Below are 23,651 nucleotides of genomic sequence, written 5' to 3'. Positions count from 1 at the left end.
ATTATCAGGCTCAGCAAACGGGAGCCCTGGCAATGAGCGAGATAAGACGCGGTACAGTGGAAATGACGGCGGCAATGCTGATTTCAGGGACAATCGGCTGGTTTGTTCTGATATCGGGGCAGTCTGTCAGCGGCGTGGTTTTCTGGCGCTGCCTGTTTGGCGCGCTCACGCTTCTTGTCATCTGCGGAGCCATGGGCCTGTTGCGTCCCGGCATCCTCAATCTGCGGACCTTCGCGATTGCGGTTGGCGGCGGCATCGCCATCGTCCTCAATTGGCTGCTGCTTTTCTCGGCCTATTCGCATGCCTCCATCTCGATCGCCACCACTGTCTACAACACCCAGCCCTTCATGCTGCTCGGCCTCGGCGCGCTGTTTCTCGGGGAGAAGATCACGTTTACCAAGCTTTTCTGGCTGGGCCTCGCCTTTGCCGGCATGGCGGTCATCGTCGAGGGCAAGCCGACGGAGACAACGGGCTCCGGCAGCTATGCCATCGGCATCCTGCTCTCGCTGAGTGCCGCTTTCTTCTATGCGCTGGCCGCCATCGCCGCCAAATGGCTGAAGGGTACGCCGCCGCATCTGATCGCGCTGATTCAGGTCTCGACCGGCATCCTGATGCTCGCTCCCTTCACGGATTTCTCCGCCTCGCCGCAAAGTGCCGGCGGGTGGTCGATCCTGGTGACGATGGGCATTGTCCATACCGGCCTGATGTATGTGTTGCTCTATGGCGCGATCCAGAAGCTGCCGACGCATCTGACCGGCGCGCTGTCCTTCATCTATCCGATCGCCGCCATCGTCGTCGACCGCTTCGCCTTCGGCCATGTGCTCGGGATCGCTCAGATCGTCGGCGCGGTGATCATCCTGGCGGCAGCGGCAGGCATGAACCTCGGCTGGACGATCCCGCTGCCGCGTCCTAAAAGCGGTCATCTCCCAAAGGAAGCCGCCGAATGATCACCTGTTATCTCCGCTATACGATCGATCCCTACAAGCTTGCGGAATTCGAGCACTACGCCAAGCTCTGGATCCCGCTCGTCAACCGCCTGGGCGGAACGCATCACGGCTATTTCCTGCCGCATGAAGGCGCCAACAATATCGCACTGGCGCTCTTCAGCTTCCCAAGCCTCGCCGACTATGAGACCTACAGACAGAGAATGGCAGAGGATGCCGAATGCCAAGCCGCCTTTGCCTATGCGGAAGAGACGCGCTGCATTCTAAGCTATGAGCGCAGCTTCATGCGGCCGGTTTTCTGATGTTACTTCGCTGGGATAGGGCAGCTTTCCGATTGCCCATCTAGGCCTTCGGTCAGCCGCTCGAAGGCGGCACTTGGCGATGAGCCGTTGCGCGTGATGCGCAGGACATAGAGAGCATCGAAATCCTTGCCGTGCCACTTCGGCACCGCCTTGGCATCACCGCCATTATCGGTCATCATCTGGCGGGCTAGATCGACGATCAGCTTGTGTTCCCAGGCGACGAAGACGAGCTTTCCGCTATAATCCGGCTTTTCCAGCGCCGTCTTCAGGCCATCGACATCATCATAGCCAAAGCTGGTGTCGACCGGCAGGCCAAGCGCAATGGCGGTCGGCTCGATGGTCGCGAGCGGCCGGACATAATCATAGGAAACGCCGGAATCGTCCTTTCGCTTCGACGGATCGGGCGCGAAGATCGCCGCCGGCTTGCCGAAGAGGCGGGTGAGCACCGGCGGCAGTGCCAGCGCGCGATTGAGCCCCTGGCAACTGAGCTGGCCGAGACCGGCCTCCGGTTTTTCACCGTGGCGCAGGAAAACGATCGTCTGCGTCGCCCCGTCTGCCGCCATAGCCATCGACGCGGAACCGCAGAAAGAGGCGAGGCAAAGCAGCCCCACTACGAGTTTCTGCGGAACCGTCCGCATTACCGCTGCGCCTCGACTGCCATGCGGACGGCGAGGCCGGCCAGCACCGTGCCCATCAGCCAGCGCTGCATCAGCATGAAGGCCGGACGCTGGGCGAAGAACATCGCGATGGAGCCAGCCGTCAGCGCAAATATGGCGTTGAATGTCAGGCTGATAACGATCTGCGTGAAACCGAGGGCGAGAGACTGGGTGAAGACGCTGCCGGCGGCTGGGTCGATGAATTGCGGCAGAAGCGACAGGTAGAGGATTGCCACTTTCGGGTTCAACAGGCTGGTCACCAAGCCCATGGTGAAGAGCCGGCGTTTGCTGTCCTTCGGCAGTTCGCGCACCTGAAAGGCGGAACGCCCGCCGGGCTTCAGCGCATTCCAGGCGAGCCAGACGAGATAGACAGCGCCTGCAAGACGCAACGCGTCATAGGCGAAGGGTACGGCGAAGACGAAGGCGGTGATGCCCAGCGCTGCGGACAACATGTAGAAAACGAAGCCGCAGGCGACACCGCCAAGCGAGATCAGCCCGGCCGCCGGCCCCTGCGAGATCGATCGCGACACCAGATAGATCATGTTCGGCCCCGGCGTCAGCACCATGCCAAGAGCGATCAGGGAAAAGGCAATCATGCTGGTCAGATGCGGCATCGGGGCCTCCGGCTGGGGATCTTGTCAGAAGGCGATTTGGGCTGTCGGAACAAGCTTGATTTCATGCGTCCCGGCGTCGAAGCCGTCAAGCAGCATATTGTGATGGGAGACAATCGCCTCGAACGACAGCTTGCCCATATCGGCGGTCGTATGGCCGTCGCTAATCAGCGTCACGTCGAAGCCGAGCGAGACGGCACGCCGGGCCGTGGTATCGACGCAAAATTGCGTCATGCAGCCACCGACAACGAGATGGGTGATACCACGGGCGCGCAGGCGCGCCTCAAGATCGGTGTCGAAGAAGGAATCGCTACTCGCCTTATGGACCACGACATCGCCCGCCTCCGGCGCGATTTCCCGACGCAACTGCCAGCCCTCGCCGCGCTTCGCCAGCCGATGGGCGCCATGGCCGTCATGCTGGATGATGAAGGAGGGAATGCCGGCGGTGCGAGCCTCCCGCTTCAATGCCGCGAGCTTGGAGACGACCGTCTCAAGGGCAGCATCAATCGCCGGCTGGCGTTCTGGCGTGCCAAGGCCGGTCAAAATAGCGTTCTGAAGGTCGATCAGGAGCAATGCGGAGGACATGGCGGCCTTTGCAGCATGGTTTCGACAACGTGGTTCGGCAGGCGGTTAAGCCTTTGGTAGTGTATTCGCACCGCCGGCACAACCGCTTGAAAAGGCCGAAATGCTGCGATAGAGCAACCACATACCTTCGGAGGAAGATCACCATGACGCTGGCAGCCTTGCTCATCCATAGCGGCGCGCTTTTCATTGCCGGCACGGCAGCTCTCAGGGCCGCCCGCGCAGCCTAAAAAAACCTTCCCCAATGATGCCATTTGGGAGAATCATTTCCCAAGTGGCGCCGGAGCCCAGGGTGGGATCACTCTGGTTTCCGCCGCCGTTTGATCCTATTGTGCCTTCACAATTCCAATAAAGGGAGAGTTACCCATGTCCGACACCCGCAAACCAGGCCGCGGCCGCGTCTATGCCTCGATCACCGAGACCATCGGCGACACGCCGCTCGTGCGTCTCGACAAGCTGGCCAAGGAGAAGGGCGTCAAGGCCAACCTCTTGGCAAAGCTCGAATTCTTCAACCCGATCGGCTCGGTCAAGGATCGTATCGGCGTCGCCATGATCGAGAGCCTGGAAGCCCAGGGCAAGATTACCCCCGGCAGGAGCGTGCTGATCGAGCCGACTTCCGGCAATACCGGCATTGCGCTCGCCTTCGCCGCCGCCGCCAAGGGTTACAAGCTGATCCTCACCATGCCGGAAACCATGTCGATCGAGCGCCGCAAGATGCTGGCGCTGCTCGGCGCCGAACTGGTGCTGACCGAAGGGGCGAAGGGCATGAAGGGCGCGATCGCCAAGGCCGAGGAACTGGCCTCGACCCTGCCGGACGCCGTCATTCCGCAGCAGTTCGAAAACCCGGCCAACCCGGAAATCCATCGCAAGACGACGGCCGAGGAAATCTGGAACGACACCAACGGCAAGGTCGACATCTTCGTCTCCGGCATCGGCACCGGCGGCACGATCACCGGCGTCGGCCAGGTGCTGAAGGCCCGCAATCCCGACATCAAGGTCATCGCCGTCGAGCCGGCCGATTCACCGGTTCTGTCCGGCGGCAATCCCGGCCCGCACAAGATCCAGGGCATCGGCGCCGGCTTCGCCCCGAAGATCCTCGATACGCATGTCTATGATGAAGTCGTCACCGTCACCAACGACGAAGCCTTCCAGCAGGCCCGTCTCGTCGCCAAGCTCGAAGGCGTGCCGGTCGGCATCTCCTCCGGTGCTGCGCTGACGGCTGCGATCAAGGTCGGCCAGCGCCCGGAAAACGAAGGTAAGACCATCGTCGTCATCATCCCGTCCTTTGCAGAACGTTATCTTTCGACGGTGCTGTTCGAGGGGCTGGGCGGCTAAGGCAGTCTGCCTCAATCATCAAATACCCAAAGGGCGCTGCGGCGCCCTTTGTCGTTTCAGCCTTTCGCGTTCACGCTGCCGCCGTCAGGCGTTCGCCGGCGATGCGGTAGGAAATAGCCTCGGCGAGATGGATGCGTCCGACCATTTGCTTGTCGTCGAGATCGGCGAGCGTGCGCGCCACTTTCAGCACGCGATGATAGCCGCGGGCGGAAAACTTCATCTTCTCGGCTGCGTCGCGCAGCAATTGCAGGCCGGCCGCGTCCGGCTCGGCGATGATCTCGATCATCGATGTCGAGCAGCCGGCGTTGGTGGAAATACCCTTCAAGCCGGCCGCCTCGAAGCGTTCGCGCTGCCGTTCGCGGGCGCGGGCGACGCGCAGGGCGACATCGGCGCTCTTTTCCGCCGTTGCCGGCCGGATGAGATCGGCGGCCGAGACGGCAGGCACGTCGATGCGGATATCGATACGGTCGAGCAGCGGCCCGGAAATCCGGCCCTGATAATCGGAGACGCAACGCGGGCCTCGGGCGCAGGTGTGGCCCGGCTCGCCGGCCATGCCACAGCGGCAGGGGTTCATCGCCGCGATAAGCTGGATGTTGGCGGGATAGGAAACGCGATGATTGGCGCGGGCGATGATGCATTCGCCCGTTTCCAATGGCTGGCGTAGCGCATCCAGCGCCTGCGGCGAAAACTCCGGAAGCTCGTCGAGGAAGAGAACGCCGTGATGGGCAAGCGAGGCTTCGCCAGGCCTGGCGCGGTGGCCGCCGCCGACCAATGCGGCCATAGTGGCGGAATGATGCGGCGTGCGATAGGGCCGGCGATCGGAGAGCTTGCCGCCGGAAAGCTGACCGGCGACCGAATGGATCATCGATACTTCGAGCAGCTCCGCCGTCGACAATGGCGGCAATATCGACGGCAGGCGCGAGGCCAGCATCGACTTGCCGGAGCCGGGCGGCCCGACAAAAAGCAGATTATGCCCACCGGCCGCTGCCACCTCCAGCGCCCGCTTGGCGCTCTCCTGCCCTTTGATATCGGCAAGATCGGGGAAATTGGCGGGCGCGGCGCGGATGGCGGGCTCGGGGCGCGACAAGACCTGGGTGCCGCGAAAATGATTGGCAAGTGCGATCAGGCTGCGCGGGGCAAGGATATCGATCTCGGCGCCGGCCCAGGCGGCTTCGGGACCACTTTCGGCCGGGCAGATCAGGCCCTTGCCCATGGCATTGGCGGCGATCGCAGCCGGTAGCGCACCGGCGACGGGTGCGATCGTGCCGTCGAGATTGAGTTCGCCGAGGACGGCATAGGCGGACAGCGCATCCGCGGGAATGGCGCCCAGCGCCGCCATCAGCCCGAGCGCGATCGGAAGATCGAAGTGACTGCCCTCTTTCGGCAGATCTGCGGGCGCGAGATTGACCGTCACCTTCTTAGGCGGCAGTGCCAGACCGGAAGCGTGGAGTGCGGCCTGCACACGCTCGCGACTTTCTGCCACGGCCTTGTCCGGCAGGCCGACGATGTGCATCTGCACCTTGCCGGGCGCGATCATCACCTGCACTTCGACGGGAACGCCCTCAATGCCCTGAAACGCCACTGTGCTGACGCGCGCCACCATGCTCTATCCTCTGTGCCGCAAGCTTTTTACGCTAGCAACCCAATCCCCTTAGCGGGTTGCAAGCCATCATCTTGCACGGAAAAAGAAATAAAACAAGAACAATAAGCGAACAAACATACTGTCGCGCGAAATGTTACGACAGCAAGTTGTAATATAAGAACAAAGCGTGACGAGAAACCTGAAATCAGGCGCGCTTGGCCTCGATCGCGTCCCACAACAGGTTGGCGATATCGGCGCCGCCGAAGCGCTTGACCTCGCGGATGCCGGTCGGCGATGTCACGTTGATCTCGGTCATATAGTCGCCGATGACATCGATGCCGACGAGGAGGAAGCCACGAGCCTTGAGCGATGGGCCGATGCGGGCGCAAATTTCCTGTTCGCGTGCCGTCAGCTCCGTTGCCTCGGCGCGGCCGCCGACATGCATGTTGGAACGGCTGTCATGTTCGGCCGGAACGCGATTGATGGCGCCGACCGGCTCGCCGTCAATGAGGATGATGCGCTTGTCGCCCTTGCGGACATCCGGGAGATATTGCTGGGCGATGAAGGGCTCGCGGAAGAGCTGGCCGAACATTTCCAGCAGCGAAGACAGGTTGCGGTCGTCGCGGGTCGAATGGAAGACCCCAGCGCCGCCATTGCCGTAAAGCGGCTTCAGGATGATGTCGCCCATCTCCTCGCGGAAACGGCGGATCTCGCCGGCATCGCGGGTGATCAGCGTTTTCGGCATCAGGTCGGCGAATTCGGTGACGAAAATCTTTTCCGGCGAGTTGCGCACCCAGGCCGGATCGTTGACGACGAGCGTCTTCGGATGGATACGCTCGAGCAGATGCGTCGAGGTGATGTATGCCATGTCGAACGGCGGATCCTGGCGCAGCAGCACGACATCCATGGTCGAGAGATCGACGCGCTCGGCTTCGCCGAGTTCGAAATGGTCACCCTTGACGTCGCGCAGGATCATCGGCTCGACGGAGGCATAGACCGTGCCGTCGCGCATGCTGAGGCGCTCGGGCGTGTAGTGAAAGAGCTTGTAGCCGCGGTTCTGGGCCTCCATGCTCATGGCGAAAGTCGAGTCGCCCGCGATGTTGATGCCCTGCACATGGTCCATCTGGACCGCAACATTCTTGATCTTCGCCATGATTTGCCCTCGCTCGAATTCGCCGACAGATTTAGGTCGGCCGGCGTTCAAACGCAACGGCTATTGAAGGCATCAGGCGGCGATACCTTGCGCGCCGCCCTGCCGCACCAAGTTGCGCAGTCGATAGGCCATGGTCAGCGGCTTCGGGAAAGGCTTGCGGCAGAAGGCGACCTTGCGCACATAGCGGTCGATGCGCCATGTCGCCCATGTGCCCCCGGCAAAATAGGCGACGTCACCGGCGCAAAGCAGGCGTTCGACGCCGTCCTCGGTGGTGATGTGCACCTCGCCTTCGAGGATCATCACCGTTTCGTCCCAGCCAAAATGCCAGTGAAACTCACCCGCCGTGCAATCCCACAATGCCGTCAGCGCGGCGTCGTCCTGCCCGCGAGAGTGCTCGGCAAGGCGGGCGACAGGCGCGCCGGCCACGACCCAGGACGGCTCGATCGGCGAAGGCTTCATGTCCATCTCGCCGGCGGCACCGGCGACGAAGTTTTTCGACTGCGGCAATGCCGCGACAAGCGGGGCAGCGCGGGTGGCAAAGGCCGCCATGCTCGCCAACATCAATTTCAAAACCATGCAATCCCCCAATTCCATGCGCGTCTCAGTCTTCATGGCATGAAAGAGGTAACGGCGTGGTTCAGGAAAACCGGCGCATTTTAACGGTTGCGAGACTTAGGCCGCAAAACCTTCGATGGTGCAGACGATCATATCGTGATCGGAGAGCGGCTTGCCGTCCGAGTTGAGCGAAGAGACGAGATGGCTATCGCCGATCTTCAGGCCACGGCTCAAGAACCAGTCGAGCTTCATGGTGCGCTCCGGAAAGCGGGTGATGAGGCTCGGGCGCGTGGTCGTCTGATCGAGAGGGCCGCCATGGCATTCGAAACTGCGCTGCTCTGCCATGGCGAAAAGAGTATCCGTCCTGAAATCGCCGCCGGTATGATTGCCGGTATTGAGATCGCCGCCGATCAGGATCGGCAGGCCGGGGGCGTAGGCCTCGACGGCGGTGATCAGCGCCGCCATCTGGCGCTCACGATAGGCGACAGTGGCGACACTTTCGAGATGCACGGAAACGGCAACGAAAGGACCGGCTTCGGTCTCGACGACAGCGCCAATGGCGCAGCGCTCGCCGACGCGCGGTTGCTCGTTGCTGTCCTTGAACCAGACGGCCTCGCCCGGCAGGCGGAACAGGAAGACGTCTTTCAGCGCGGTCGAGGCCATCAGCGCGTTGCCATGAAAGCCGTTCTCGTTGACATCGTCCTTGCAGAAGGAACGCTCGATCTCGGAGCCGAGACTGAGTTCGAGGAATTCGACGCCATAGGCGTAATTCATGCCCAGTTCGCCGGCGATGGTAGCCGTGGGGTCGCCCTGCCCAGTGCGTGCCATGCCTTCATCCATCTCCGAGAGCAGCACCAGTGGCGCATTGGTCGCCTCCAGCTTGGCGGCGGATTCGATCGGGAAAAGGCAGCGCTCCAGATTCCAGGCAGCCACGGTGAAGGGGAAAGCAAGCGGCCGTCCCTGGCCAGCCGCGCCGCCGACGCGCACCGTGTTCATGCAGGCAAGCGACGCCAGTGTCGCGGCGTGGATGGCGGGGGTCTTTTCCAGCGCAATGAAGTTTTCACGCTCCTCCTGCGAGGGAACGGTGAAGGCGGAAACGGTGCTGCGGATCATGACGAGACCTGTCGAGATGGGATAGAGCGCCTATGCCTTGGAGCAGCACGGGCGCGGATCGTCCGGCAATAGGCGCGTTTTATGACGGCTCCATGATGGCCGAGTTAGAAAGCATCTTTAAAATGCCGGGGCCAGCAGCCGGGCAGGATGGCGACGATATCGTAGCGTTGCGATAACAGAGCGAAATCCGACTGGCGGGCAAGCCAGAGGTCGCTTGCGGCGCGGATGCGCTTTTGCGCGGAAAAGGAGACGGCGTCGATCGCCTCCTGCTCGCCACGCCGGGCCTTGACCTCGACGAAGACGGCGAGATCGCCCTTGCGGGCGATGATGTCGATCTCGCCAAGCTTGGTACGGTGGCGGATGGCGAGGATGCGGTAGCCTTTGAGCCGTAAGAATGCAGCGGCGAGATATTCGGAGATATGGCCACGTCGCCATGCCTTTTGCCGCTTCAGCTTTCCGCCGGTCTCACCGCTCATATTGTTTCACTCGGGCCGCCCCTTCATGTCGAGCAGGCGCTGATAGAGATCCTTGCGTGGCAGGCCGGTCAAGCGCGCGGCTTCCGCCGCCGCCTTGGCGGTCGGCAAGGTCTTGGAGAGATCACGGAGCATGGCCTCGATATCGGCCTCCGGCGTGACGCGTTCCTGTGGCGGGCCGACCAACCAGACGATCTCGCCCTTGACGTTGTCGACCGTGTCATAAAAGGCCGCCAGTTCAGCCAGCGTGCCGCGGCGGAATTCTTCGAAGGTCTTGGTCAGTTCGCGGCCGACGGCGCCACGGCGCTCTGCACCTAGTACATCGGAGGCGGCGGCCAGCGTCGCGGCGATGCGGTGCGGGGATTCAAAGAAGATCAGCGTGGCGGGGACGGCGGCGAGCTCCGCCAGCCGGTCGCGCTTGCCCTTGTCCTTGGTGGGCAGGAAGCCGGCGAAGAGGAAGGCGTCATTGGGCAGGCCGGAGCCGACGAGTGCTGCCAGCGGCGCCGAAGCGCCGGGAATGGGCACGACGCGGTATCCGGCCTCGATCGCCTGTTGCGCCAGCCGGTAGCCTGGATCGGAGACCAGCGGCGTGCCGGCATCGGAGACCAGCGCCACCGAGCGGCCGGATTCCAGCGCCTGCAACAGTCGCGGCCCGACCTCGTCAGCATTGTGCTCATGATAGGCATAGGGCCGGTTCTGGATGCCGTAGCGATCGAGCAGCACGCGGGTGACGCGGGTGTCCTCGCAGGCGAGAACATCGGCGCCCGCCAAGGTTTCCAGCGCTCTCAACGTAATATCGCCGAGATTGCCGATCGGCGTGGCAACAAGATAGAGCGCCGGCTCGAGTGGACGGGCGGGAACCGTATGGTTGTGCAAGCGGAAGCTGCGCGCTCCGCCGCTGGAATGTTCTTCGTTCATGCCTGTCCTGAATTAGCCTCGGATTCATCGCCTTTATGGGCGAGGCGTCGTCTGACGGCAAGTGCACAGCAAATCCTGTGAGCTTTGCCCATCATTTACTGAAATGACGTGCAGCATATCCCGATGCCTCTTGCATTCGCATGCTGAGTTCTGTCATTTTGCCCGTCCAATCTTCGGGGCGATCCCTTCGGGGCCGCTCGGAACCATATCCTTCGGGCGCTTCGGACCGCCCGGGCAGTCACGGTCGAAAGCGGTAGCATCCATGCGTATTACAATTGAGCGGTCGAACCTCCTGAAGTCGCTGAACCACGTCCACCGCGTGGTCGAGCGTCGCAATACGATCCCGATCCTGTCCAACGTGTTGCTCAAGGCCGAGGGCGCCAACCTCGACATGAAGGCGACCGACCTCGATCTGGAAATCACCGAGGCAACTCCCGCCAATGTCGAGCAGGCCGGCGCCACCACCGTTCCGGCGCATCTGCTCTATGATATCGTGCGCAAGCTGCCGGACGGTTCGGAAGTGCTTCTTGCCACCAATCCCGACGGCGGCTCGATGACGGTTGCCTCCGGGCGCTCGAAATTCTCGCTGCAATGCCTGCCGGAATCCGATTTTCCGGATCTGACCGCCGGCAGCTTCAGCCATTCCTTCAAGCTGAAGGCATCGGATTTGAAGATGCTGATCGACCGGACGCAATTCGCGATCTCCACCGAAGAGACGCGCTATTATCTGAACGGCATCTTCTTCCACACGATCGAAAGCGAAGGCGACCTGAAGCTCAGGTCGGTCGCAACCGACGGCCATCGTCTCGCGCGCGCCGATGTCAGCGCGCCCTCGGGTTCGGAAGGCATGCCGGGCATCATCATTCCGCGCAAGACGGTCGGCGAATTGCAGAAGCTGGTCGATAGCCCCGATGTCATCGTCACCGTCGAAGTGTCGGACGCCAAGATCCGCACCACGATCGGCTCGATCGTCATGACCTCGAAGCTGATCGACGGCACCTTCCCCGATTATCAGCGCGTCATTCCGACGAACAATGACAAGGAAATGCGGGTCGATTGCCAGTCCTTTGCGCAGGCTGTCGACCGCGTCTCCACCATCTCGTCGGAACGTGGCCGCGCCGTGAAGCTGGCGCTGTCGGACGGCCAGCTGCTCTTGACGGTCAACAACCCGGACTCCGGAAGTGCGACGGAAGAAGTCGCTGTCAGCTATGATACCGATGCGATGGAAATCGGCTTCAACGCCAAATATCTGCTCGACATCACCGCACAACTGTCCGGCGACGCCGCGATCTTCCTGCTTGCCGATGCCGGCTCGCCGACGCTCATCCGCGACACGGCCGGCGACGACGCCCTTTATGTCTTGATGCCGATGCGCGTCTAGCGAAACCAAAGCGTCCTTCCCGCGTTCTCATGGACACGGGAAGGGCGCTTTTATTTTAACGCGCGTTGATTGCGACATTTTCTTTTGTTATTGCGTCATTGCATTGCAAGATTAGACACAAGCGATATGTAAGTCGCAACTGTAGAAAATGGTGGGGGAGAGCATGGCGCTGCGTCTCAAGGAACGGCTTGGCAAGAAATTCGATGAGGAGATCCGTTTCTTCAAGGGGATGATGCAGGGTCCGAAAACGGTCGGCTCCATCGCCCCGACGTCGTCGATCACCGCCCGCAAAATGGCGAGCGTCGTCAATATCCAATCCGGTCTGCCGGTGCTGGAACTCGGTCCCGGAACAGGCGCGATCACCAAGGCAATCCTGGCGCGCGGCGTCGAGCCGCAGAACCTTGTCGCCATCGAATATTCCACCGACTTCTACAATCACCTCGTTCGCCGTTATGCCGGCGTCAACTTCATCAATGGCGACGCCTTCGATCTCGACACGACGCTCGGCGTGCTGCGCGGCCAGACCTTCGATTCCGTCATTTCCGGCATTCCACTGCTGAATTTCCCGATGAAAGCGCGCGTCGCCCTGCTCGAGAGCCTGCTGGACCGCATGCCGCCCGGCCGCCCGGTCGTGCAGATTTCCTACGGTCCGGTTTCGCCGATCATCGCCCGGCCGGATCGCTACCACATCCAGCATTTCGACTTCATCGTCCGCAACATCCCGCCGGCGCAGCTCTGGATTTATCGGCGCGGCTGAGTTCGGCTCCGAAGAGTCATCTTGCCGTCATCATTCGATAGGAAATATTTCGGCTCCGAAGCTCCTTCCGCAAAACAGGATCCCGCCGCCGATGTTCGCTCTCTATATCACCCATCCGCAGGTGCGCATCGATCCCACAATTCCCGTGCCGGAATGGGGACTGTCCGAAATCGGCGCGGCGCGGGCGCAGCTGACGGCGACCCTACCCTGGGCTCAGCAGCTTGGCCTGATCATTTCCAGCGCCGAGCGCAAGGCGATCGAGACTGCCGAGGCGCTGGCAACGGCAAGCGGCGCGGCGGTCAAGATCATCGAAGGCACACATGAGAACGACCGCAGCGCCACCGGCTTCCTGGCTCCGCCGGAATTCGAGAAGGCGGCGGACTGGTTCTTTGCTCATCCGCACGAAAGCTTCAAAGGCTGGGAGCGCGCCATCGACGCACAGACCCGGATCGTTTCCCAGGTGGAGGCCGTTCTTGCGCGGCATGATCCGCTGATACCTATCGCCTTTGTCGGCCATGGTGGCGTGGGCACACTGCTGAAATGTCACTTCGAAGGCAAGCCGATCGCGCGCCAGGGCGATCAACCGCCGGGCGGCGGCAATCTTTTCGCATTCGATCTTGCGAAGCGCGTCGTCTCATGCGACTGGACGCCTATGGAAAATTGGCAGGGATGGGTTTGATATGACCGCGCGCGACCGCTTGATCGTTGGACTGGATGTTCCAAACCTTCAGGAGGCCGAAAAGGTCGTCAGCGCTCTCGGCGACGATATTCTCTATTACAAGATCGGCTATCAACTGGCCTTTGCTGGCGGGCTGGAATTTGCCCGCGACCTCGCCGCTGACGGCAAGAAGATCTTCCTCGACATGAAGCTGCTCGATATCGACAACACCGTCGCCTCCGGCGTCGAGAACATCGTCAAGATGGGCATGTCGATGCTGACGCTGCACGCCTATCCGAAAGCGATGAAGGCAGCTGTCGCCGCTGCCAAGGGCTCCGATCTCTGCCTGCTCGGCGTCACCGTGCTGACCTCGATGGACGAGGAGGACCTGATCGCCGCCGGATACGAATACGACCCGCATACGCTGGTACTGCGCCGCGCCGAACAGGCGCTTCTCGCCGGCATGGGTGGCATCGTCTGCTCGGCCGAGGAAGCCTCGGCCGTGCGCAAGATCATCGGCCCGGACATGGCGCTGGTCACCCCCGGCATCCGCCCAGCGGGCAGCGACAAGGGCGACCAGAAGCGCGTGATGACACCGGCTGAGGGCATCAAGGCCGGATCGAGCCATCTCGTGGTGGCACGGCCGATCGTCAAGGCGGCCGATCCGAAAGAGGCCGCCCGCGCCATCCTCGCGGAAATGGATGCCGCACTCTAATTTCAAGATACAGGGAGGCCGACATGGTAAAGGGATACTGGATCGCTCGCGTCGATGTTCGCGACCTCGAGCGCTACAAGGATTACGTTGCCGCCGCCAAGCCGGCTTTCGAGCGGTACGGCGCGAATTTTCTTGCCCGGGGCGGTGCTTTCACACCGCTGGAAGGCCAGGCGCGCAGCCGCAATGTCGTCATCGAATTCCCGTCGCTGCAACATGCCGTCGATTGCTACAACTCGCCGGAATACCAGATCGCCGCCAAAATCCGCCAGGAAGTGGCGGACGCGGAAATGGTTGTCGTCGAAGGCGTCTGACGCTTTCAAAAAGCGGCTAGACGATGCGGCGCGATGGCACTTCACCTCGGCCCTCGGATCGGCTAAGACGAAACCAGATCAGCCCCATCTAAGCCTTTCGAGGAGCCTGCCATGACCCTGTCCAACCTTCCGCCGCTCGTGACCGTGTTCGGAGGATCAGGTTTCATCGGGCGGCATGTCGTGCGCGCGCTCGCCAAGCGCGGCTACCGCATCCGTGTCGCCGTTCGCCGTCCCGATCTCGCCGGTTACCTGCAGCCGCAGGGCAATCTCGGCCAGATTTCGATCGTCCAGGCGAACCTGCGCTACCGCAACTCCATCGACCGCGCCGTCGAAGGCGCGCAGCATGTCGTCAACTGCGTCGGCATTCTCGCTGAAAGCGGCCGCAACACATTCGACGCCGTGCAGGAGTTCGGTGCCAAGGCCGTCGCGGAAGCCGCGCGCGGCGTCGGCGCTTCGCTGACGCATGTCTCCGCTCTCGGCGCCAACGTCAATTCGCCCTCGGTCTATGCTCGCACCAAGGGCCGCGCCGAAGCCGCCATTCTCTCGATCAAGCCGGATGCTGTCATCCTGCGGCCGTCGATCGTCTTCGGACCGGAAGACAATTTCTTCAACAAGTTCGCCGAGATGTCGCGCTCGGCACCCTTCCTGCCGCTGATCGGCGGCGGCAAGACCAAGTTCCAGCCGGTTTATGTCGAGGATGTCGCCGAGGCAATCGCACGCGGCGTTGACGGCAAGCTGAAGGCCGGCACGATCTACGAACTTGGCGGTCCGGAAGTACTGTCCTTCCGCGAATGTCTCGAGACCACACTTGCGGTCATCAATCGCAAGAAACCGCTGGTCTCCCTGCCGTTCAGTTTCTTTTCCACGATCGCCAGCATCACGTCGCTGTTGCCGCTCATCGCGCCGCCGATCACCGCCGATCAGGTTACGCTGCTGAAGAGCGACAACGTCGTTTCCAAGGAAGCCGAAGCTGAGGGACGGACGCTGAAGGGCATCGGCCTGCTGCCGACCCTGCTGGCCTCCGTGCTGCCGTCCTATCTGGTGCGCTATCGTCCGCAGGGCCAGTTCACCGGTTCCGGCAAGGCTGCCTGACGCCGCGATCGTTCGAAAAATTCAAACGCCGCCTGGTTCCGCCCGGGCGGCGTTTTTCGTTTCTTCAGCTCTGCTCATGATCTTCTGGGTAGCGCGTACGCCGGCTTAACGCACAGCCTGACGTTGCCGAAAAGACGCACCTCAAAAATAGTAGCATTAACGTCAAATTTAGCATGAACATTTATTGCTATTGCTCACTTCACTGACTAACACAACCGCGCGTCCAGAGGTTCACCCAAGGAGCCAGATCGTGGCGCGCTCTAATTCTGCGGAAAGGCATTTTTCGATGGGTAAGTCTATCGCGCTTCTGTTTGCGTGCGCGGCACTAGTGATCCTCGCGGGCTCGTTCATGGCCCGTGGCAGCATCGCTTCGGTCAAGGGTGAATGCACGCCGACCTATGGCGTCGACCCCTGCACGACGGGCTCCATCGACGCATCATCCTCGAACTGATCGAGCATGAAAAAGGCCGGTTCTCACCGGCCTTAATTTTCTTCGCTATTTCGACTTTGCAGCCACTTCAGCCGACGGTGTAAAGCCCGATCAGGCCGAGGACACCGACGCCGATACGCCACCATGCAAAGGGAGCGTAGCCGCGGCGCGAGACGAAATCGAGCAATGCCCGTACCACGAACAGCGCCGTGATGAAGGCGGCGACGAAACCGATGACGATCAGTTGGCCGTCGGCCATGGTGAGATCGTGCCGGCTTTTCCATAGATCCAGCGTGAAGGCACCGACCATGGTCGGCATGGCGAGGAAGAAGGAAAACTCAGCCGCAGAGCGCTTGTCCGCGCCAAGCAAGAGGGCGCCGACGATCGTCGAGCCGGAACGCGAGGTGCCGGGGATCATCGCAAGGCACTGGAAGAAGCCGATCTTGATCGCCATCGGCCACGAGAAATCGTAGGCGCTGGTATATTTCGGCTTGAACTCGATCCTGTCGATGACGAGCAGGACGATGCCGCCGAGAATCAGCGAGATACAGATGAGAGCGGGCGTCTCGAACAGCACGCCTTTGATGAAATCATGCGCGAGCGCGCCGATGACCGCGGCCGGCAGGAAGCCGAAGAGAATGGCCAGCACGAAATGCCGCGCCTTGACGCTGACCGGCAACGCCTTGGCAATTTGAACCAGACGGTTGAAATAGACGAGCAAGATGGCGAGAATCGCACCGAGCTGGATCAGAACCTCGAAGGTGCCTGCAGATTTAAAACCGAGAAAATGTCCGATCAGTATCAAATGACCCGTGGAGGAAACGGGAATAAACTCTGTGAGGCCTTCCACGAGGCCCAAAACCAGCGCGATAATAATTTGTTCAGCCATATTGTGTCCTTTGTCAAACGGCGGGGCAGCCCGATTCGCTTGTGTTAACTAGGCCAAGCTCCTATAGCTTCAACCGATGACGTATGACTAGGGTCGCAATCATGACCGACCCAAAACGCCCGTAAGCATCAATCAAAAAAGCCCGAGTATCAATGCCGACGCTGTATCATCACTCCATGTCATCTCCGTCACGGTTCGTCCGTCTGATCCTGACCGAATACGGTTATCAGACGGAGCTGATCGAGGAACAGACATGGGAAAAGCGACGCGACTTCCTGGCGCTCAACCCGGCCGGCACCCTGCCGGTCTATGTTGACGACAGCATGCGGGCGCTCTGTGGCGCGACCGTGATTTCCGAATATGTCGATGAGACGCATGGCGTGCTGAAACGCGACCGCCGGCTTCTGGCCGAAGACCCGTTCCAGCGCGCGGAAATCCGCCGGCTGACGGAATGGTTCATGCAGAAGATGGAACAGGACGTGACGCGGCCTCTGGTGCGCGAGCGGGTCTACAAGCTGCAGATGACCGCCGATCAGGGTGGTGGCGCACCCGATTCCAAGCTGATGCGCATGGCGCGCGGCAATATCCGCCAGCACATGAAATATCTCTCCTGGCTCGCGGGCTCCAGGCAATGGCTTGCCGGCGACCGGCTGAGCTATGCGGATCTCGCGGCGGCAGCCTCCATTTCCGTTCTCGATTATCTCGGCGAGATCGACTGGGCGGAATCGCCCGTTGTCAAGGAATGGTATCAGCGGATGAAATCGCGCCCCTCCTTCCGTCCGATCCTGGCGGAGCGCGTGCGCGCCATCACGCCGGTATCGCACTACGCCGATCTGGATTTCTGACGAGGGCTCGCCATGCCCGAAGACCGTGCAGCAGAAAAGGAAAGCAGGCGGCGGCAGACGCTGACCGCTTTTCTACGCGACGAAGCACGGGCGCAGGGATTCGATCTCTGTCGCATCACCCGGCCGGATGCCATCCCCGAGGCCAGCGTCAGGCTCGACCAGTTCCTTGAGCAAGGCTACCACGGCACCATGGCGTGGATGGAAGAGACCCGCGAACGCCGCGGCGACCCGCGCATGCTCTGGGGCGATGTGCGTTCCATCGCCGTCTTCGGCCTGAATTATGGCCCCGAGGAAGACCCGCGCGGCATTCTGGAAAAACCGGATAAGGCGGCCATCTCCGTCTATGCCCGCAATCGCGACTATCATGACGTCATCAAGGGCCGGCTGAAGGAGATCGCCACCCGCTTTGCCGCCCGCTCGCAGGAAGACGTCAAGGTCTTCGTCGACACCGCCCCTGTCATGGAAAAGCCGCTGGCGGCGGCCGCCGGACTCGGTTGGCAGGGCAAGCACACCAATCTCGTCAGCCGCACGCATGGCTCCTGGCTGTTTCTGGGCTCGATGTTCACCACGGCCGATCTGGAGCCGGATCAGGCCGAGATCGACCATTGCGGCTCCTGCCGCGCCTGTCTGGATGTCTGTCCGACGGCGGCCTTCCCGACGCCCTACCAGCTCGACGCCCGTCGCTGCATCTCCTATCTCACCATAGAGCATAAAGGGCCGATCGATCCGCTGCTTCGGCCACTGATCGGCAATCGCATCTATGGTTGCGACGATTGTCTTGCCGCCTGCCCCTGGAACAAATTCGCCAGCTCAGCGTCGGAGATGAAGCTCGTCGCCCGCAAAGACCTCAAGGAGCCGTCGATCGCCTTTCTGCTTGATCTCGACGATGCCGCCTTTCGCACCTTCTTCAGCGGCTCGCCGGTCAAGCGCATCGGCCGCGACCGTTTTGTCCGCAACGTGTTGATCGCCGCCGGCAATTCCGATGATCGCACTTTGATCGAGGCCAGCCGTCGTCTCTCCGGCGATCCCTCGCCCGTCGTGCGCGGCATGGCCGTCTGGGCGCTGTCGCGGCTGATGACGGCTGGCGAATTCCTTGCTTTTGCGGCAGAAAGAACCGACGAACCGGACGCGGATGTCCGCGCCGAATGGAAACTGGCGGGAGTGGCGTGATGCATGTGATGATTTTCGGCTGCGGTTATTCGGGAACCGCTATCGCCAGGGCCTTCGCCGGCTCCGGTATCCGCATCACCGGCACCACCCGCTCGGCCGACAAAGCCGATCTTCTCGCCAGGCAAGGCGTGGAAGCCTTTGTCTTCGACGGCGAGACGCTCGATCCGGCGCTCGCCGAGGCGATGAAATCTGCCACGCACCTTATTCAATCGATCGCTCCGGGTACGGCGGGCGATCCGCTACTCAGGCTGGCGCATCTCGATGTCGCCACGCTGATGCCGAAGCTCGAATGGATCGGATACCTTTCCACCGTCGGCGTCTATGGCGATCATAAGGGTGCCTGGATCAACGAGGAAACGTCGTTGCACCCGGTTTCCAACCGCTCCGTCGAGCGTGTCGAAGCGGAGGATGGCTGGCTGCGCGTCGGCGTCCGGCTTGGCATTCCCGTGGCCGTGCTTAGGCTTGCCGGCATCTATGGCCCCGCCCGCAACGCCTTCTCCAATCTGGAAAAGGGCACGGCACGACGGCTGATCAAGGCAAATCAGGTGTTCAACCGCATCCGCGTAGAGGACATCGGCGCCAGCGCCAAGTTCCTCTCCGACCGCCGTCTCGGCGGTATCTATAATGTCACAGATGACGAGCCGACCGCGCCGCAGGATATTATTGTCGAAGCGGCCCGCCTGATGGGTGTCGAGCCGCCGCCGGAACAGCCTTTCGAGACGGCGGAGCTGACGCCGATGGCCCGTTCGTTCTATGGTGAGAACAAGCGCGTTTCGAATGCAAAACTACGCTCCCTCGGCTTCCTTTTCCGCTATCCGGAATACCGCATGTCGCTGGCCGAATTATGGGCTTCCGGACGCTGGCGCGGCTGAACAGAGCCATAGTTATCACAGCCAATTCGCATGAAAATTCCTACTAAGCCACCCGGCATAGTTCAATTTTCTCCACACTTATGGTTAACGATCTCTAAAATTGCACAAATGCGGCAGCGATTATGGCAAAGTCGGAAAATTATTTTTCCGACTTTCGTGATCCTTCGCATAGCGCCGGGGGTCAAAGAAAATTTATTCGGCTTTTGACTGATTCCATTAGGCTTTTTCCAAGAAGCAGCTTTTTCGATGCCTTGTCATATCAATTGCCGTGAATCACAAATGTTACAGACTGTAACATTCCGTGATCGACGGAGGCACTTTTTCGCCATTTTTCGCCCGATTTAAGCCCGCACCGCCTGCTGGGCGCAAGTTCAATTGCTTGAGGGAAAAATCGGTTTGAAGAAACTCAATCGTGCTATTGCGATCGCCGCAACTATATCCGCCTCTTTTGCTATCCTCTCTACGGACGCATTTGCAGCAACGGGATGCGGGGGCGCATCATGGTACGGCGGAACCACCAAGACTGCTTCCGGGGAACGCATGAGTTCCGCACGTCTTACTGCCGCGCATCGCTCGCTTGCTTTCGGCACACGCCTGAAGGTCACCAACCGTAATAACGGCCGCAGCGTCGTCGTTCGCATCAACGATCGCGGACCTTTCATTCGCGGCCGGGTACTCGATCTTTCCCGTGCAGCAGCACAGGATATCGGCATGGTTTCCTCCGGCACGGCCAAGGTCTGCTACGAAATCGTCGCTTCCAGGTAATCCGCGAAATCGCCGGTAACGATCCGGCGTTTCGGCGTAATGCTTGCTCTCTCCGTCAATCGCGGCTACCACGCGGTTGAGACGTCTCAATAATCTGCCGCCACGTGCTATATATTCGTGCGGATTGATGAGGTGTCAGCAACATCATGATGAGCGCATGTGCCCTTCCGACAATCGATCGTGATTTTCGGGCCCATGCGCCGAGCAGGAGAGTAGTGAATGCGTTTGGGCGGCCGACTACAGGGTGCCATCGAGGTTCTTGCCGATATCGAAACGCGCAAGCGACCGGTGGCCGATGCCCTGAAGGATTGGGGACTTGCCCATCGCTTCGCCGGTTCCGGCGACCGCGCCGCGATCGGCAACATCGTCTATGACGCCCTGCGCATGCGGCTGTCGCATGCCTGGCTGATGGGCGACGACACCCCATCCGGGCTCGCCCATGCCGTCCTCTTCCGTCAATGGGGCCTGACGCCCGAAACGCTGGCCGCAGAGCTTGACGGCGACAAATTCGCGCCCGAGGCACCGAGCGCAGAGGCGCTGGCCGCCTTTGCCGCCCGCAGGCTCGAGGATGCGCCCCGCCATATCCAGGGCGATATTCCCGAATGGGTCGAACACTCTTTCCAGCAGGCTTTCGGCGATAGCTGGCTGGCAGAGGCACAGGCGCTTGCCGAACGGCCGACGCTTGACCTGCGCGCCAACTCCCTGAAGGCCAGCCGCGACAAGGCGGTCAAGGCGCTGGAGCGCGCAGGCGCCCAGGCCTCGAAGATTGCCCGTAACGGCATCCGCATTCCCGCCGGCGAAGGCGCATCGCGCCTGCCGAACGTCACCGCCGAGCTTTCCTTCCAGAAGGGATGGTTCGAGGTACAGGATGAGGGCTCGCAGATCGTTGCCGATCTCGTCCTGCCGCAGGAGGGCGACCAGGTGCTCGACTATTGCGCCGGCGGCGGCGGCAAGACGCTCGCCATGTCGGCGGCAATGCACAATAAGGGTCAGGTCCACGCCTATGATACCGATCGCCGGCGGCTGGCGCCGATCATCGAGCGATTGAAGCGCGCCGGCACCCGCAATGTCCAGGTTCACGACGAACGCAACGCCCTGCTTGCCCTGCGCGGCAAATTCGACAAGGTGCTGGTCGACGCGCCTTGCACCGGCACCGGCACCTGGCGCCGCCGTCCCGATACGAAATGGCGGCTGACGCAGAAGAACCTCGACGAACGCATCAGCCAGCAGCAGGAAGCGCTGGCCCAGGCCGGCGAATTCGTCCGCCCCGGCGGTATGCTGCTCTACGTTACCTGCTCGGTCCTGCCGGACGAAAACGAGACGCAGGTCAACCGTTTCGCCGCCAACAATCCGGAGTTCGAGGTGGTCGAGGCGCTGAGTTCCTGGGAAAAGCTGTTCGGCAACGAAGCGCCGAAGCCGCTCTCGTCGGACGGCAAGACCATCACGCTGACGCCGGCATCGACCGATACCGACGGCTTCTTCTTCTGCCGCCTGCAGCGCAAGCAATAAAGGGAAGTTTTATTCCGCCCGCAGCGGATATTGCTGCTTCGGCGGGATGAGATGATGCAGCACGGCGATGGCGATCAGCAAAAGGCTGCCGAGACCGACCACCGTAAACAATGTCCAAGCCGACAGATGCGAGCCGAGTGCCACCAGCGGCACGGCGCCCGCCGGCGGATGCGTCACCCGCAGCATCAGCATGCCGGCGATGGCAAGGCCGACCGCGATGGCGGCCGCCCACCACAAGCCCGGAAACAGCACCATGGCAAGGCTGCCGACCAGCGCGGCCAGCAGATAGCCGCCAATCACATTGGCCGGCTGCGCCAGCGGGCTTTTCGGCTGGCCGAAGATCAGGACGGCCGTGGCACCGAAGGGTGCGATCAGCAGCGGAATACCGGTTGCGATCGTCAAACCGCCAACCGCAATCATGCCCGTAACCGCGCCGATGCCGGATTTCAGATGCCCGTGCCAGTGGCCTTCCGGCTCATGACGATGGATGAAATGCTTGAAATGGCGATGCATGGGGGGCTTGAAGACTCGATTGGACTCAACTTGCCTATTTTTTGAACTGTATCTGCCGCTTTTTCAAGCAAATCTATTCCATTGGCGAGACCTAAATCGGTAATTTCCTATCTTCGAAAATCGTCACAAACTAGAGCGTTTGACACCAGTTTAATTTTAATACATGACACCAGTCGCCAAGTTTTGACGGTGCCCCAGCTGTCATAGGAGAGGGAACATGAAATTGAAAATCAATTTAGCCGCCGCTTTGGCGCTGGCTGTCGCTGCATCAGCCGTCCCAGTGCTCGCCAAGGCTCCTGAGCCGGCAGCCATCATCAAGCATTACGCCGAAGTCGCGCATGCCAAATACGAGGACTCGCTGATCACGGCCAAGGTGCTGGACAAGGCCATCGATGCCCTGCTTGCCACTCCCAGCGACAAGACGCTGAAGGCTGCTCAGGCTGCCTGGATCAAGGCGCGTGTTCCCTACCAGCAGTCGGAAGTCTATCGCTTCGGCAACCCGATCGTCGACGATTGGGAAGGCAAGGTGAACTCCTGGCCGCTGGACGAAGGCCTGATCGACTATGTCGACGCCTCCTACGGCACCGAGAGCGACGAGAACTCGCTCTATGTCGCCAATGTCATCGCCAACAAGACGATCAAGATCAACGGCAAGGATGTCGACGCCTCGCATCTGACGCCGGAATTCCTCTCGGGCACGCTGCATCAGGCCGGCGGCGTCGAAGCCAATGTCGCGACCGGCTATCACGCCATCGAATTCCTGCTCTGGGGTCAGGACCTGCACGGCACCGGTCCCGGCGCCGGCGAACGTCCCGCCACCGACTACGACCTGAAGAATTGCACGCACGGCAATTGCGATCGCCGCGCCGAATATCTGAAGTCCGCCTCGACGCTGCTCGTCTCCGACCTGCAGGAAATGACCGAAAAGTGGACGCCGGACGGCGAAGCCACCAAGCATGTCGAAGCCGATCCCAAGGCTGGCCTTGCCGCCATCCTGACCGGCATGGGCTCGCTCTCCTACGGCGAACTTGCCGGCGAGCGCATGAAGCTCGGCCTGCTGCTGCATGATCCGGAAGAAGAGCATGATTGCTTCTCGGACAACACGTATAACTCGCACAACAACGACGCCATCGGTATCGCTGCCGCCTATAACGGCAACTATACCCGCATCGACGGCAAGAAGCTGAAAGGCGCGTCGCTGCACGACCTGGTCGCCGCCAAGGACAAGGCGCTCGACAAGGAAGTCGAAACCAAGCTCAACGCCACGCTCGATGCCATGAAGGCCATGGTTCATCGCGGCGAAACGGTTGAGAAGTACGACCAGATGATCGGCGAAGGCAACACTGTTGGCAACGCCACTGTCCAGAAGGCAATCGACGGCCTGCTCGACCAGACGAAGAGCATTCAGCGCGTCGTCGCCGCTCTCGATCTCGGCACGATCAAGCTTGAAGGTTCGGACAGCCTGGATAATCCTAACGCTGTCTTCAAGAAGTAAGTAAGGGAGAGCGGCAGCGTCTCAA

At 61.2% G+C, this 23,651-nt stretch carries 27 protein-coding genes; 16 read left to right on the top strand and 11 right to left on the bottom strand.

Annotated features, from left to right (window positions below; translation table 11 throughout):
* Nucleotides 1–32 precede the first annotated feature (32 nt).
* Both HB780_RS27670 and HB780_RS27665 read left to right on the top strand, forming a co-directional pair.
* Nucleotides 33–947, top strand: coding sequence for a DMT family transporter (locus HB780_RS27670; protein ID WP_183690948.1), 915 nt, complete (start codon nt 33–35; stop codon nt 945–947).
* On the top strand, nt 944–1,246 hold the full coding sequence (locus HB780_RS27665; protein WP_183690946.1) for an NIPSNAP family protein: 303 nt from the start codon (nt 944–946) through the stop codon (nt 1,244–1,246). The genes HB780_RS27670 and HB780_RS27665 overlap by 4 nt, the downstream gene beginning before the upstream one ends.
* Before the next feature lie 2 nt (nt 1,247–1,248).
* Here the strand turns inward: HB780_RS27665 and HB780_RS27660 are convergent, their stop codons facing one another.
* Genes HB780_RS27660 through HB780_RS27650 form a run of 3 tightly spaced genes read right to left on the bottom strand, consistent with a single transcriptional unit; the run spans nt 1,249 to nt 3,098 of the window.
* Nucleotides 1,249–1,884: a hypothetical protein gene (locus HB780_RS27660; protein ID WP_183690944.1), complete on the bottom strand. Its 636-nt coding sequence runs from the start codon at nt 1,882–1,884 to the stop codon at nt 1,249–1,251.
* Nucleotides 1,884–2,516: a LysE family translocator gene (locus HB780_RS27655; RefSeq protein WP_183690942.1), complete on the bottom strand. Its 633-nt coding sequence runs from the start codon at nt 2,514–2,516 to the stop codon at nt 1,884–1,886. The genes HB780_RS27660 and HB780_RS27655 overlap by 1 nt, the downstream gene beginning before the upstream one ends.
* 24 nt (nt 2,517–2,540) lie before the next feature.
* Nucleotides 2,541–3,098 carry a cysteine hydrolase family protein gene (locus HB780_RS27650; protein ID WP_183690940.1) on the bottom strand — a complete coding sequence of 186 codons (558 nt, stop codon included), beginning with the start codon at nt 3,096–3,098 and terminating at the stop codon, nt 2,541–2,543.
* Nucleotides 3,099–3,461: 363 nt separating this feature from the next.
* Between HB780_RS27650 and cysK the strand changes: the two genes are divergently transcribed.
* Nucleotides 3,462–4,430 carry a cysteine synthase A gene (cysK, locus tag HB780_RS27645; RefSeq protein WP_183690938.1) on the top strand — a complete coding sequence of 323 codons (969 nt, stop codon included), beginning with the start codon at nt 3,462–3,464 and terminating at the stop codon, nt 4,428–4,430.
* Between the two features lie 70 nt (nt 4,431–4,500).
* On the opposite strand, the gene HB780_RS27640 is transcribed toward cysK, so the two are convergent.
* The 6 genes from HB780_RS27640 to rsmI form a co-directional block, all read right to left on the bottom strand.
* A complete protein-coding gene (locus tag HB780_RS27640) occupies nt 4,501–6,033 on the bottom strand; it encodes a YifB family Mg chelatase-like AAA ATPase (protein WP_183690936.1) in 1,533 nt (510 codons plus the stop codon).
* Between the two features lie 184 nt (nt 6,034–6,217).
* Nucleotides 6,218–7,165: a glutathione synthase gene (gene gshB, locus HB780_RS27635; protein WP_183690934.1), complete on the bottom strand. Its 948-nt coding sequence runs from the start codon at nt 7,163–7,165 to the stop codon at nt 6,218–6,220.
* Nucleotides 7,166–7,237: 72 nt separating this feature from the next.
* Nucleotides 7,238–7,741 (bottom strand): cupin domain-containing protein, encoded by a 504-nt coding sequence (locus HB780_RS27630; RefSeq protein WP_183690932.1) that lies wholly within the window; start codon nt 7,739–7,741, stop codon nt 7,238–7,240.
* Nucleotides 7,742–7,837: 96 nt separating this feature from the next.
* Nucleotides 7,838–8,833 carry an exonuclease/endonuclease/phosphatase family protein gene (locus HB780_RS27625; RefSeq protein WP_183690930.1) on the bottom strand — a complete coding sequence of 332 codons (996 nt, stop codon included), beginning with the start codon at nt 8,831–8,833 and terminating at the stop codon, nt 7,838–7,840.
* A 104-nt stretch (nt 8,834–8,937) separates the two neighbouring features.
* The gene (locus tag HB780_RS27620) at nt 8,938–9,309 is read right to left on the bottom strand and encodes a YraN family protein (protein WP_183690928.1); all 372 of its coding nucleotides are present in this window, start codon (nt 9,307–9,309) and stop codon (nt 8,938–8,940) included.
* Nucleotides 9,310–9,315: 6 nt separating this feature from the next.
* A complete protein-coding gene (gene rsmI, locus HB780_RS27615; protein WP_183690926.1) occupies nt 9,316–10,224 on the bottom strand; it encodes a 16S rRNA (cytidine(1402)-2'-O)-methyltransferase in 909 nt (302 codons plus the stop codon).
* 262 nt (nt 10,225–10,486) lie between these two features.
* Here rsmI and dnaN point away from each other — a divergent pair, with 262 nt between their 5' ends.
* The 7 genes from dnaN to HB780_RS27580 all read left to right on the top strand — a co-directional run bounded on the left by dnaN (nt 10,487) and on the right by HB780_RS27580 (nt 15,589).
* Entirely contained in the window at nt 10,487–11,605 is a 1,119-nt protein-coding gene (gene dnaN / locus HB780_RS27610) for a DNA polymerase III subunit beta (RefSeq protein ID WP_183690924.1), read from the top strand.
* A 163-nt stretch (nt 11,606–11,768) separates the two neighbouring features.
* On the top strand, nt 11,769–12,362 hold the full coding sequence (gene pmtA, locus HB780_RS27605; protein WP_183690922.1) for a phospholipid N-methyltransferase PmtA: 594 nt from the start codon (nt 11,769–11,771) through the stop codon (nt 12,360–12,362).
* A gap of 91 nt (nt 12,363–12,453) precedes the next feature.
* Nucleotides 12,454–13,041, top strand: coding sequence for a histidine phosphatase family protein (locus tag HB780_RS27600; protein ID WP_183690920.1), 588 nt, complete (start codon nt 12,454–12,456; stop codon nt 13,039–13,041).
* A 1-nt stretch (nt 13,042) separates the two neighbouring features.
* Complete coding sequence (pyrF, locus tag HB780_RS27595; RefSeq protein WP_183690918.1) at nt 13,043–13,735, top strand: orotidine-5'-phosphate decarboxylase; 693 nt, start codon at nt 13,043–13,045, stop codon at nt 13,733–13,735.
* A gap of 23 nt (nt 13,736–13,758) precedes the next feature.
* The gene (locus HB780_RS27590; RefSeq protein ID WP_183690916.1) at nt 13,759–14,046 is read left to right on the top strand and encodes a DUF1330 domain-containing protein; all 288 of its coding nucleotides are present in this window, start codon (nt 13,759–13,761) and stop codon (nt 14,044–14,046) included.
* Between the two features lie 111 nt (nt 14,047–14,157).
* Nucleotides 14,158–15,138, top strand: coding sequence for a complex I NDUFA9 subunit family protein (locus HB780_RS27585; protein WP_183690914.1), 981 nt, complete (start codon nt 14,158–14,160; stop codon nt 15,136–15,138).
* A 286-nt stretch (nt 15,139–15,424) separates the two neighbouring features.
* Nucleotides 15,425–15,589, top strand: coding sequence for a hypothetical protein (locus tag HB780_RS27580; RefSeq protein WP_007702841.1), 165 nt, complete (start codon nt 15,425–15,427; stop codon nt 15,587–15,589).
* A 67-nt stretch (nt 15,590–15,656) separates the two neighbouring features.
* On the opposite strand, the gene HB780_RS27575 is transcribed toward HB780_RS27580, so the two are convergent.
* Nucleotides 15,657–16,457, bottom strand: coding sequence for an undecaprenyl-diphosphate phosphatase (locus HB780_RS27575; RefSeq protein ID WP_183690912.1), 801 nt, complete (start codon nt 16,455–16,457; stop codon nt 15,657–15,659).
* A gap of 152 nt (nt 16,458–16,609) precedes the next feature.
* Here HB780_RS27575 and HB780_RS27570 point away from each other — a divergent pair, with 152 nt between their 5' ends.
* From HB780_RS27570 to HB780_RS27550, 5 genes are all read left to right on the top strand, one after another.
* Nucleotides 16,610–17,302 carry a glutathione S-transferase family protein gene (locus HB780_RS27570; RefSeq protein WP_183690910.1) on the top strand — a complete coding sequence of 231 codons (693 nt, stop codon included), beginning with the start codon at nt 16,610–16,612 and terminating at the stop codon, nt 17,300–17,302.
* Between the two features lie 12 nt (nt 17,303–17,314).
* Nucleotides 17,315–18,472: a tRNA epoxyqueuosine(34) reductase QueG gene (gene queG, locus HB780_RS27565; RefSeq protein ID WP_183690908.1), complete on the top strand. Its 1,158-nt coding sequence runs from the start codon at nt 17,315–17,317 to the stop codon at nt 18,470–18,472.
* Complete coding sequence (locus tag HB780_RS27560; protein WP_183690906.1) at nt 18,472–19,344, top strand: SDR family oxidoreductase; 873 nt, start codon at nt 18,472–18,474, stop codon at nt 19,342–19,344. Before queG ends, HB780_RS27560 begins: the two co-directional genes overlap by 1 nt.
* A 396-nt stretch (nt 19,345–19,740) precedes the next feature.
* On the top strand, nt 19,741–20,109 hold the full coding sequence (locus HB780_RS27555; protein ID WP_183690904.1) for a septal ring lytic transglycosylase RlpA family protein: 369 nt from the start codon (nt 19,741–19,743) through the stop codon (nt 20,107–20,109).
* A 219-nt stretch (nt 20,110–20,328) separates the two neighbouring features.
* The gene (locus tag HB780_RS27550) at nt 20,329–21,618 is read left to right on the top strand and encodes an RsmB/NOP family class I SAM-dependent RNA methyltransferase (protein ID WP_183690902.1); all 1,290 of its coding nucleotides are present in this window, start codon (nt 20,329–20,331) and stop codon (nt 21,616–21,618) included.
* A gap of 9 nt (nt 21,619–21,627) precedes the next feature.
* Here the strand turns inward: HB780_RS27550 and HB780_RS27545 are convergent, their stop codons facing one another.
* A complete protein-coding gene (locus HB780_RS27545) occupies nt 21,628–22,131 on the bottom strand; it encodes an HPP family protein (RefSeq protein WP_183690900.1) in 504 nt (167 codons plus the stop codon).
* Nucleotides 22,132–22,348: 217 nt separating this feature from the next.
* Here HB780_RS27545 and HB780_RS27540 point away from each other — a divergent pair, with 217 nt between their 5' ends.
* Nucleotides 22,349–23,626 (top strand): imelysin family protein, encoded by a 1,278-nt coding sequence (locus HB780_RS27540; RefSeq protein ID WP_183690898.1) that lies wholly within the window; start codon nt 22,349–22,351, stop codon nt 23,624–23,626.
* The last annotated feature ends 25 nt before the right edge of the window (nt 23,627–23,651 follow it).

The sequence above is a fragment of the Rhizobium lusitanum genome (genome assembly GCF_014189535.1).
In the GTDB taxonomy this organism is placed as follows: domain Bacteria; phylum Pseudomonadota; class Alphaproteobacteria; order Rhizobiales; family Rhizobiaceae; genus Rhizobium; species Rhizobium lusitanum_C.
This window is presented reverse-complemented; position numbering and strand designations above follow the sequence as displayed.

Coding starts and splice junctions, on each gene's coding strand:
- HB780_RS27670 (WP_183690948.1), top strand. CDS start 33: ATGAGCGAGATAAGACGCGGTACAGTGGAAATGACGGCGGCAATGCTG.
- HB780_RS27665 (WP_183690946.1), top strand. CDS start 944: ATGATCACCTGTTATCTCCGCTATACGATCGATCCCTACAAGCTTGCG.
- HB780_RS27660 (WP_183690944.1), bottom strand. CDS start 1,884: ATGCGGACGGTTCCGCAGAAACTCGTAGTGGGGCTGCTTTGCCTCGCC.
- HB780_RS27655 (WP_183690942.1), bottom strand. CDS start 2,516: ATGCCGCATCTGACCAGCATGATTGCCTTTTCCCTGATCGCTCTTGGC.
- HB780_RS27650 (WP_183690940.1), bottom strand. CDS start 3,098: ATGTCCTCCGCATTGCTCCTGATCGACCTTCAGAACGCTATTTTGACC.
- cysK (WP_183690938.1), top strand. CDS start 3,462: ATGTCCGACACCCGCAAACCAGGCCGCGGCCGCGTCTATGCCTCGATC.
- HB780_RS27640 (WP_183690936.1), bottom strand. CDS start 6,033: ATGGTGGCGCGCGTCAGCACAGTGGCGTTTCAGGGCATTGAGGGCGTT.
- gshB (WP_183690934.1), bottom strand. CDS start 7,165: ATGGCGAAGATCAAGAATGTTGCGGTCCAGATGGACCATGTGCAGGGC.
- HB780_RS27630 (WP_183690932.1), bottom strand. CDS start 7,741: ATGGTTTTGAAATTGATGTTGGCGAGCATGGCGGCCTTTGCCACCCGC.
- HB780_RS27625 (WP_183690930.1), bottom strand. CDS start 8,833: ATGATCCGCAGCACCGTTTCCGCCTTCACCGTTCCCTCGCAGGAGGAG.
- HB780_RS27620 (WP_183690928.1), bottom strand. CDS start 9,309: ATGAGCGGTGAGACCGGCGGAAAGCTGAAGCGGCAAAAGGCATGGCGA.
- rsmI (WP_183690926.1), bottom strand. CDS start 10,224: ATGAACGAAGAACATTCCAGCGGCGGAGCGCGCAGCTTCCGCTTGCAC.
- dnaN (WP_183690924.1), top strand. CDS start 10,487: ATGCGTATTACAATTGAGCGGTCGAACCTCCTGAAGTCGCTGAACCAC.
- pmtA (WP_183690922.1), top strand. CDS start 11,769: ATGGCGCTGCGTCTCAAGGAACGGCTTGGCAAGAAATTCGATGAGGAG.
- HB780_RS27600 (WP_183690920.1), top strand. CDS start 12,454: ATGTTCGCTCTCTATATCACCCATCCGCAGGTGCGCATCGATCCCACA.
- pyrF (WP_183690918.1), top strand. CDS start 13,043: ATGACCGCGCGCGACCGCTTGATCGTTGGACTGGATGTTCCAAACCTT.
- HB780_RS27590 (WP_183690916.1), top strand. CDS start 13,759: ATGGTAAAGGGATACTGGATCGCTCGCGTCGATGTTCGCGACCTCGAG.
- HB780_RS27585 (WP_183690914.1), top strand. CDS start 14,158: ATGACCCTGTCCAACCTTCCGCCGCTCGTGACCGTGTTCGGAGGATCA.
- HB780_RS27580 (WP_007702841.1), top strand. CDS start 15,425: ATGGGTAAGTCTATCGCGCTTCTGTTTGCGTGCGCGGCACTAGTGATC.
- HB780_RS27575 (WP_183690912.1), bottom strand. CDS start 16,457: ATGGCTGAACAAATTATTATCGCGCTGGTTTTGGGCCTCGTGGAAGGC.
- HB780_RS27570 (WP_183690910.1), top strand. CDS start 16,610: ATGCCGACGCTGTATCATCACTCCATGTCATCTCCGTCACGGTTCGTC.
- queG (WP_183690908.1), top strand. CDS start 17,315: ATGCCCGAAGACCGTGCAGCAGAAAAGGAAAGCAGGCGGCGGCAGACG.
- HB780_RS27560 (WP_183690906.1), top strand. CDS start 18,472: ATGCATGTGATGATTTTCGGCTGCGGTTATTCGGGAACCGCTATCGCC.
- HB780_RS27550 (WP_183690902.1), top strand. CDS start 20,329: ATGCGTTTGGGCGGCCGACTACAGGGTGCCATCGAGGTTCTTGCCGAT.
- HB780_RS27545 (WP_183690900.1), bottom strand. CDS start 22,131: ATGCATCGCCATTTCAAGCATTTCATCCATCGTCATGAGCCGGAAGGC.
- HB780_RS27540 (WP_183690898.1), top strand. CDS start 22,349: ATGAAATTGAAAATCAATTTAGCCGCCGCTTTGGCGCTGGCTGTCGCT.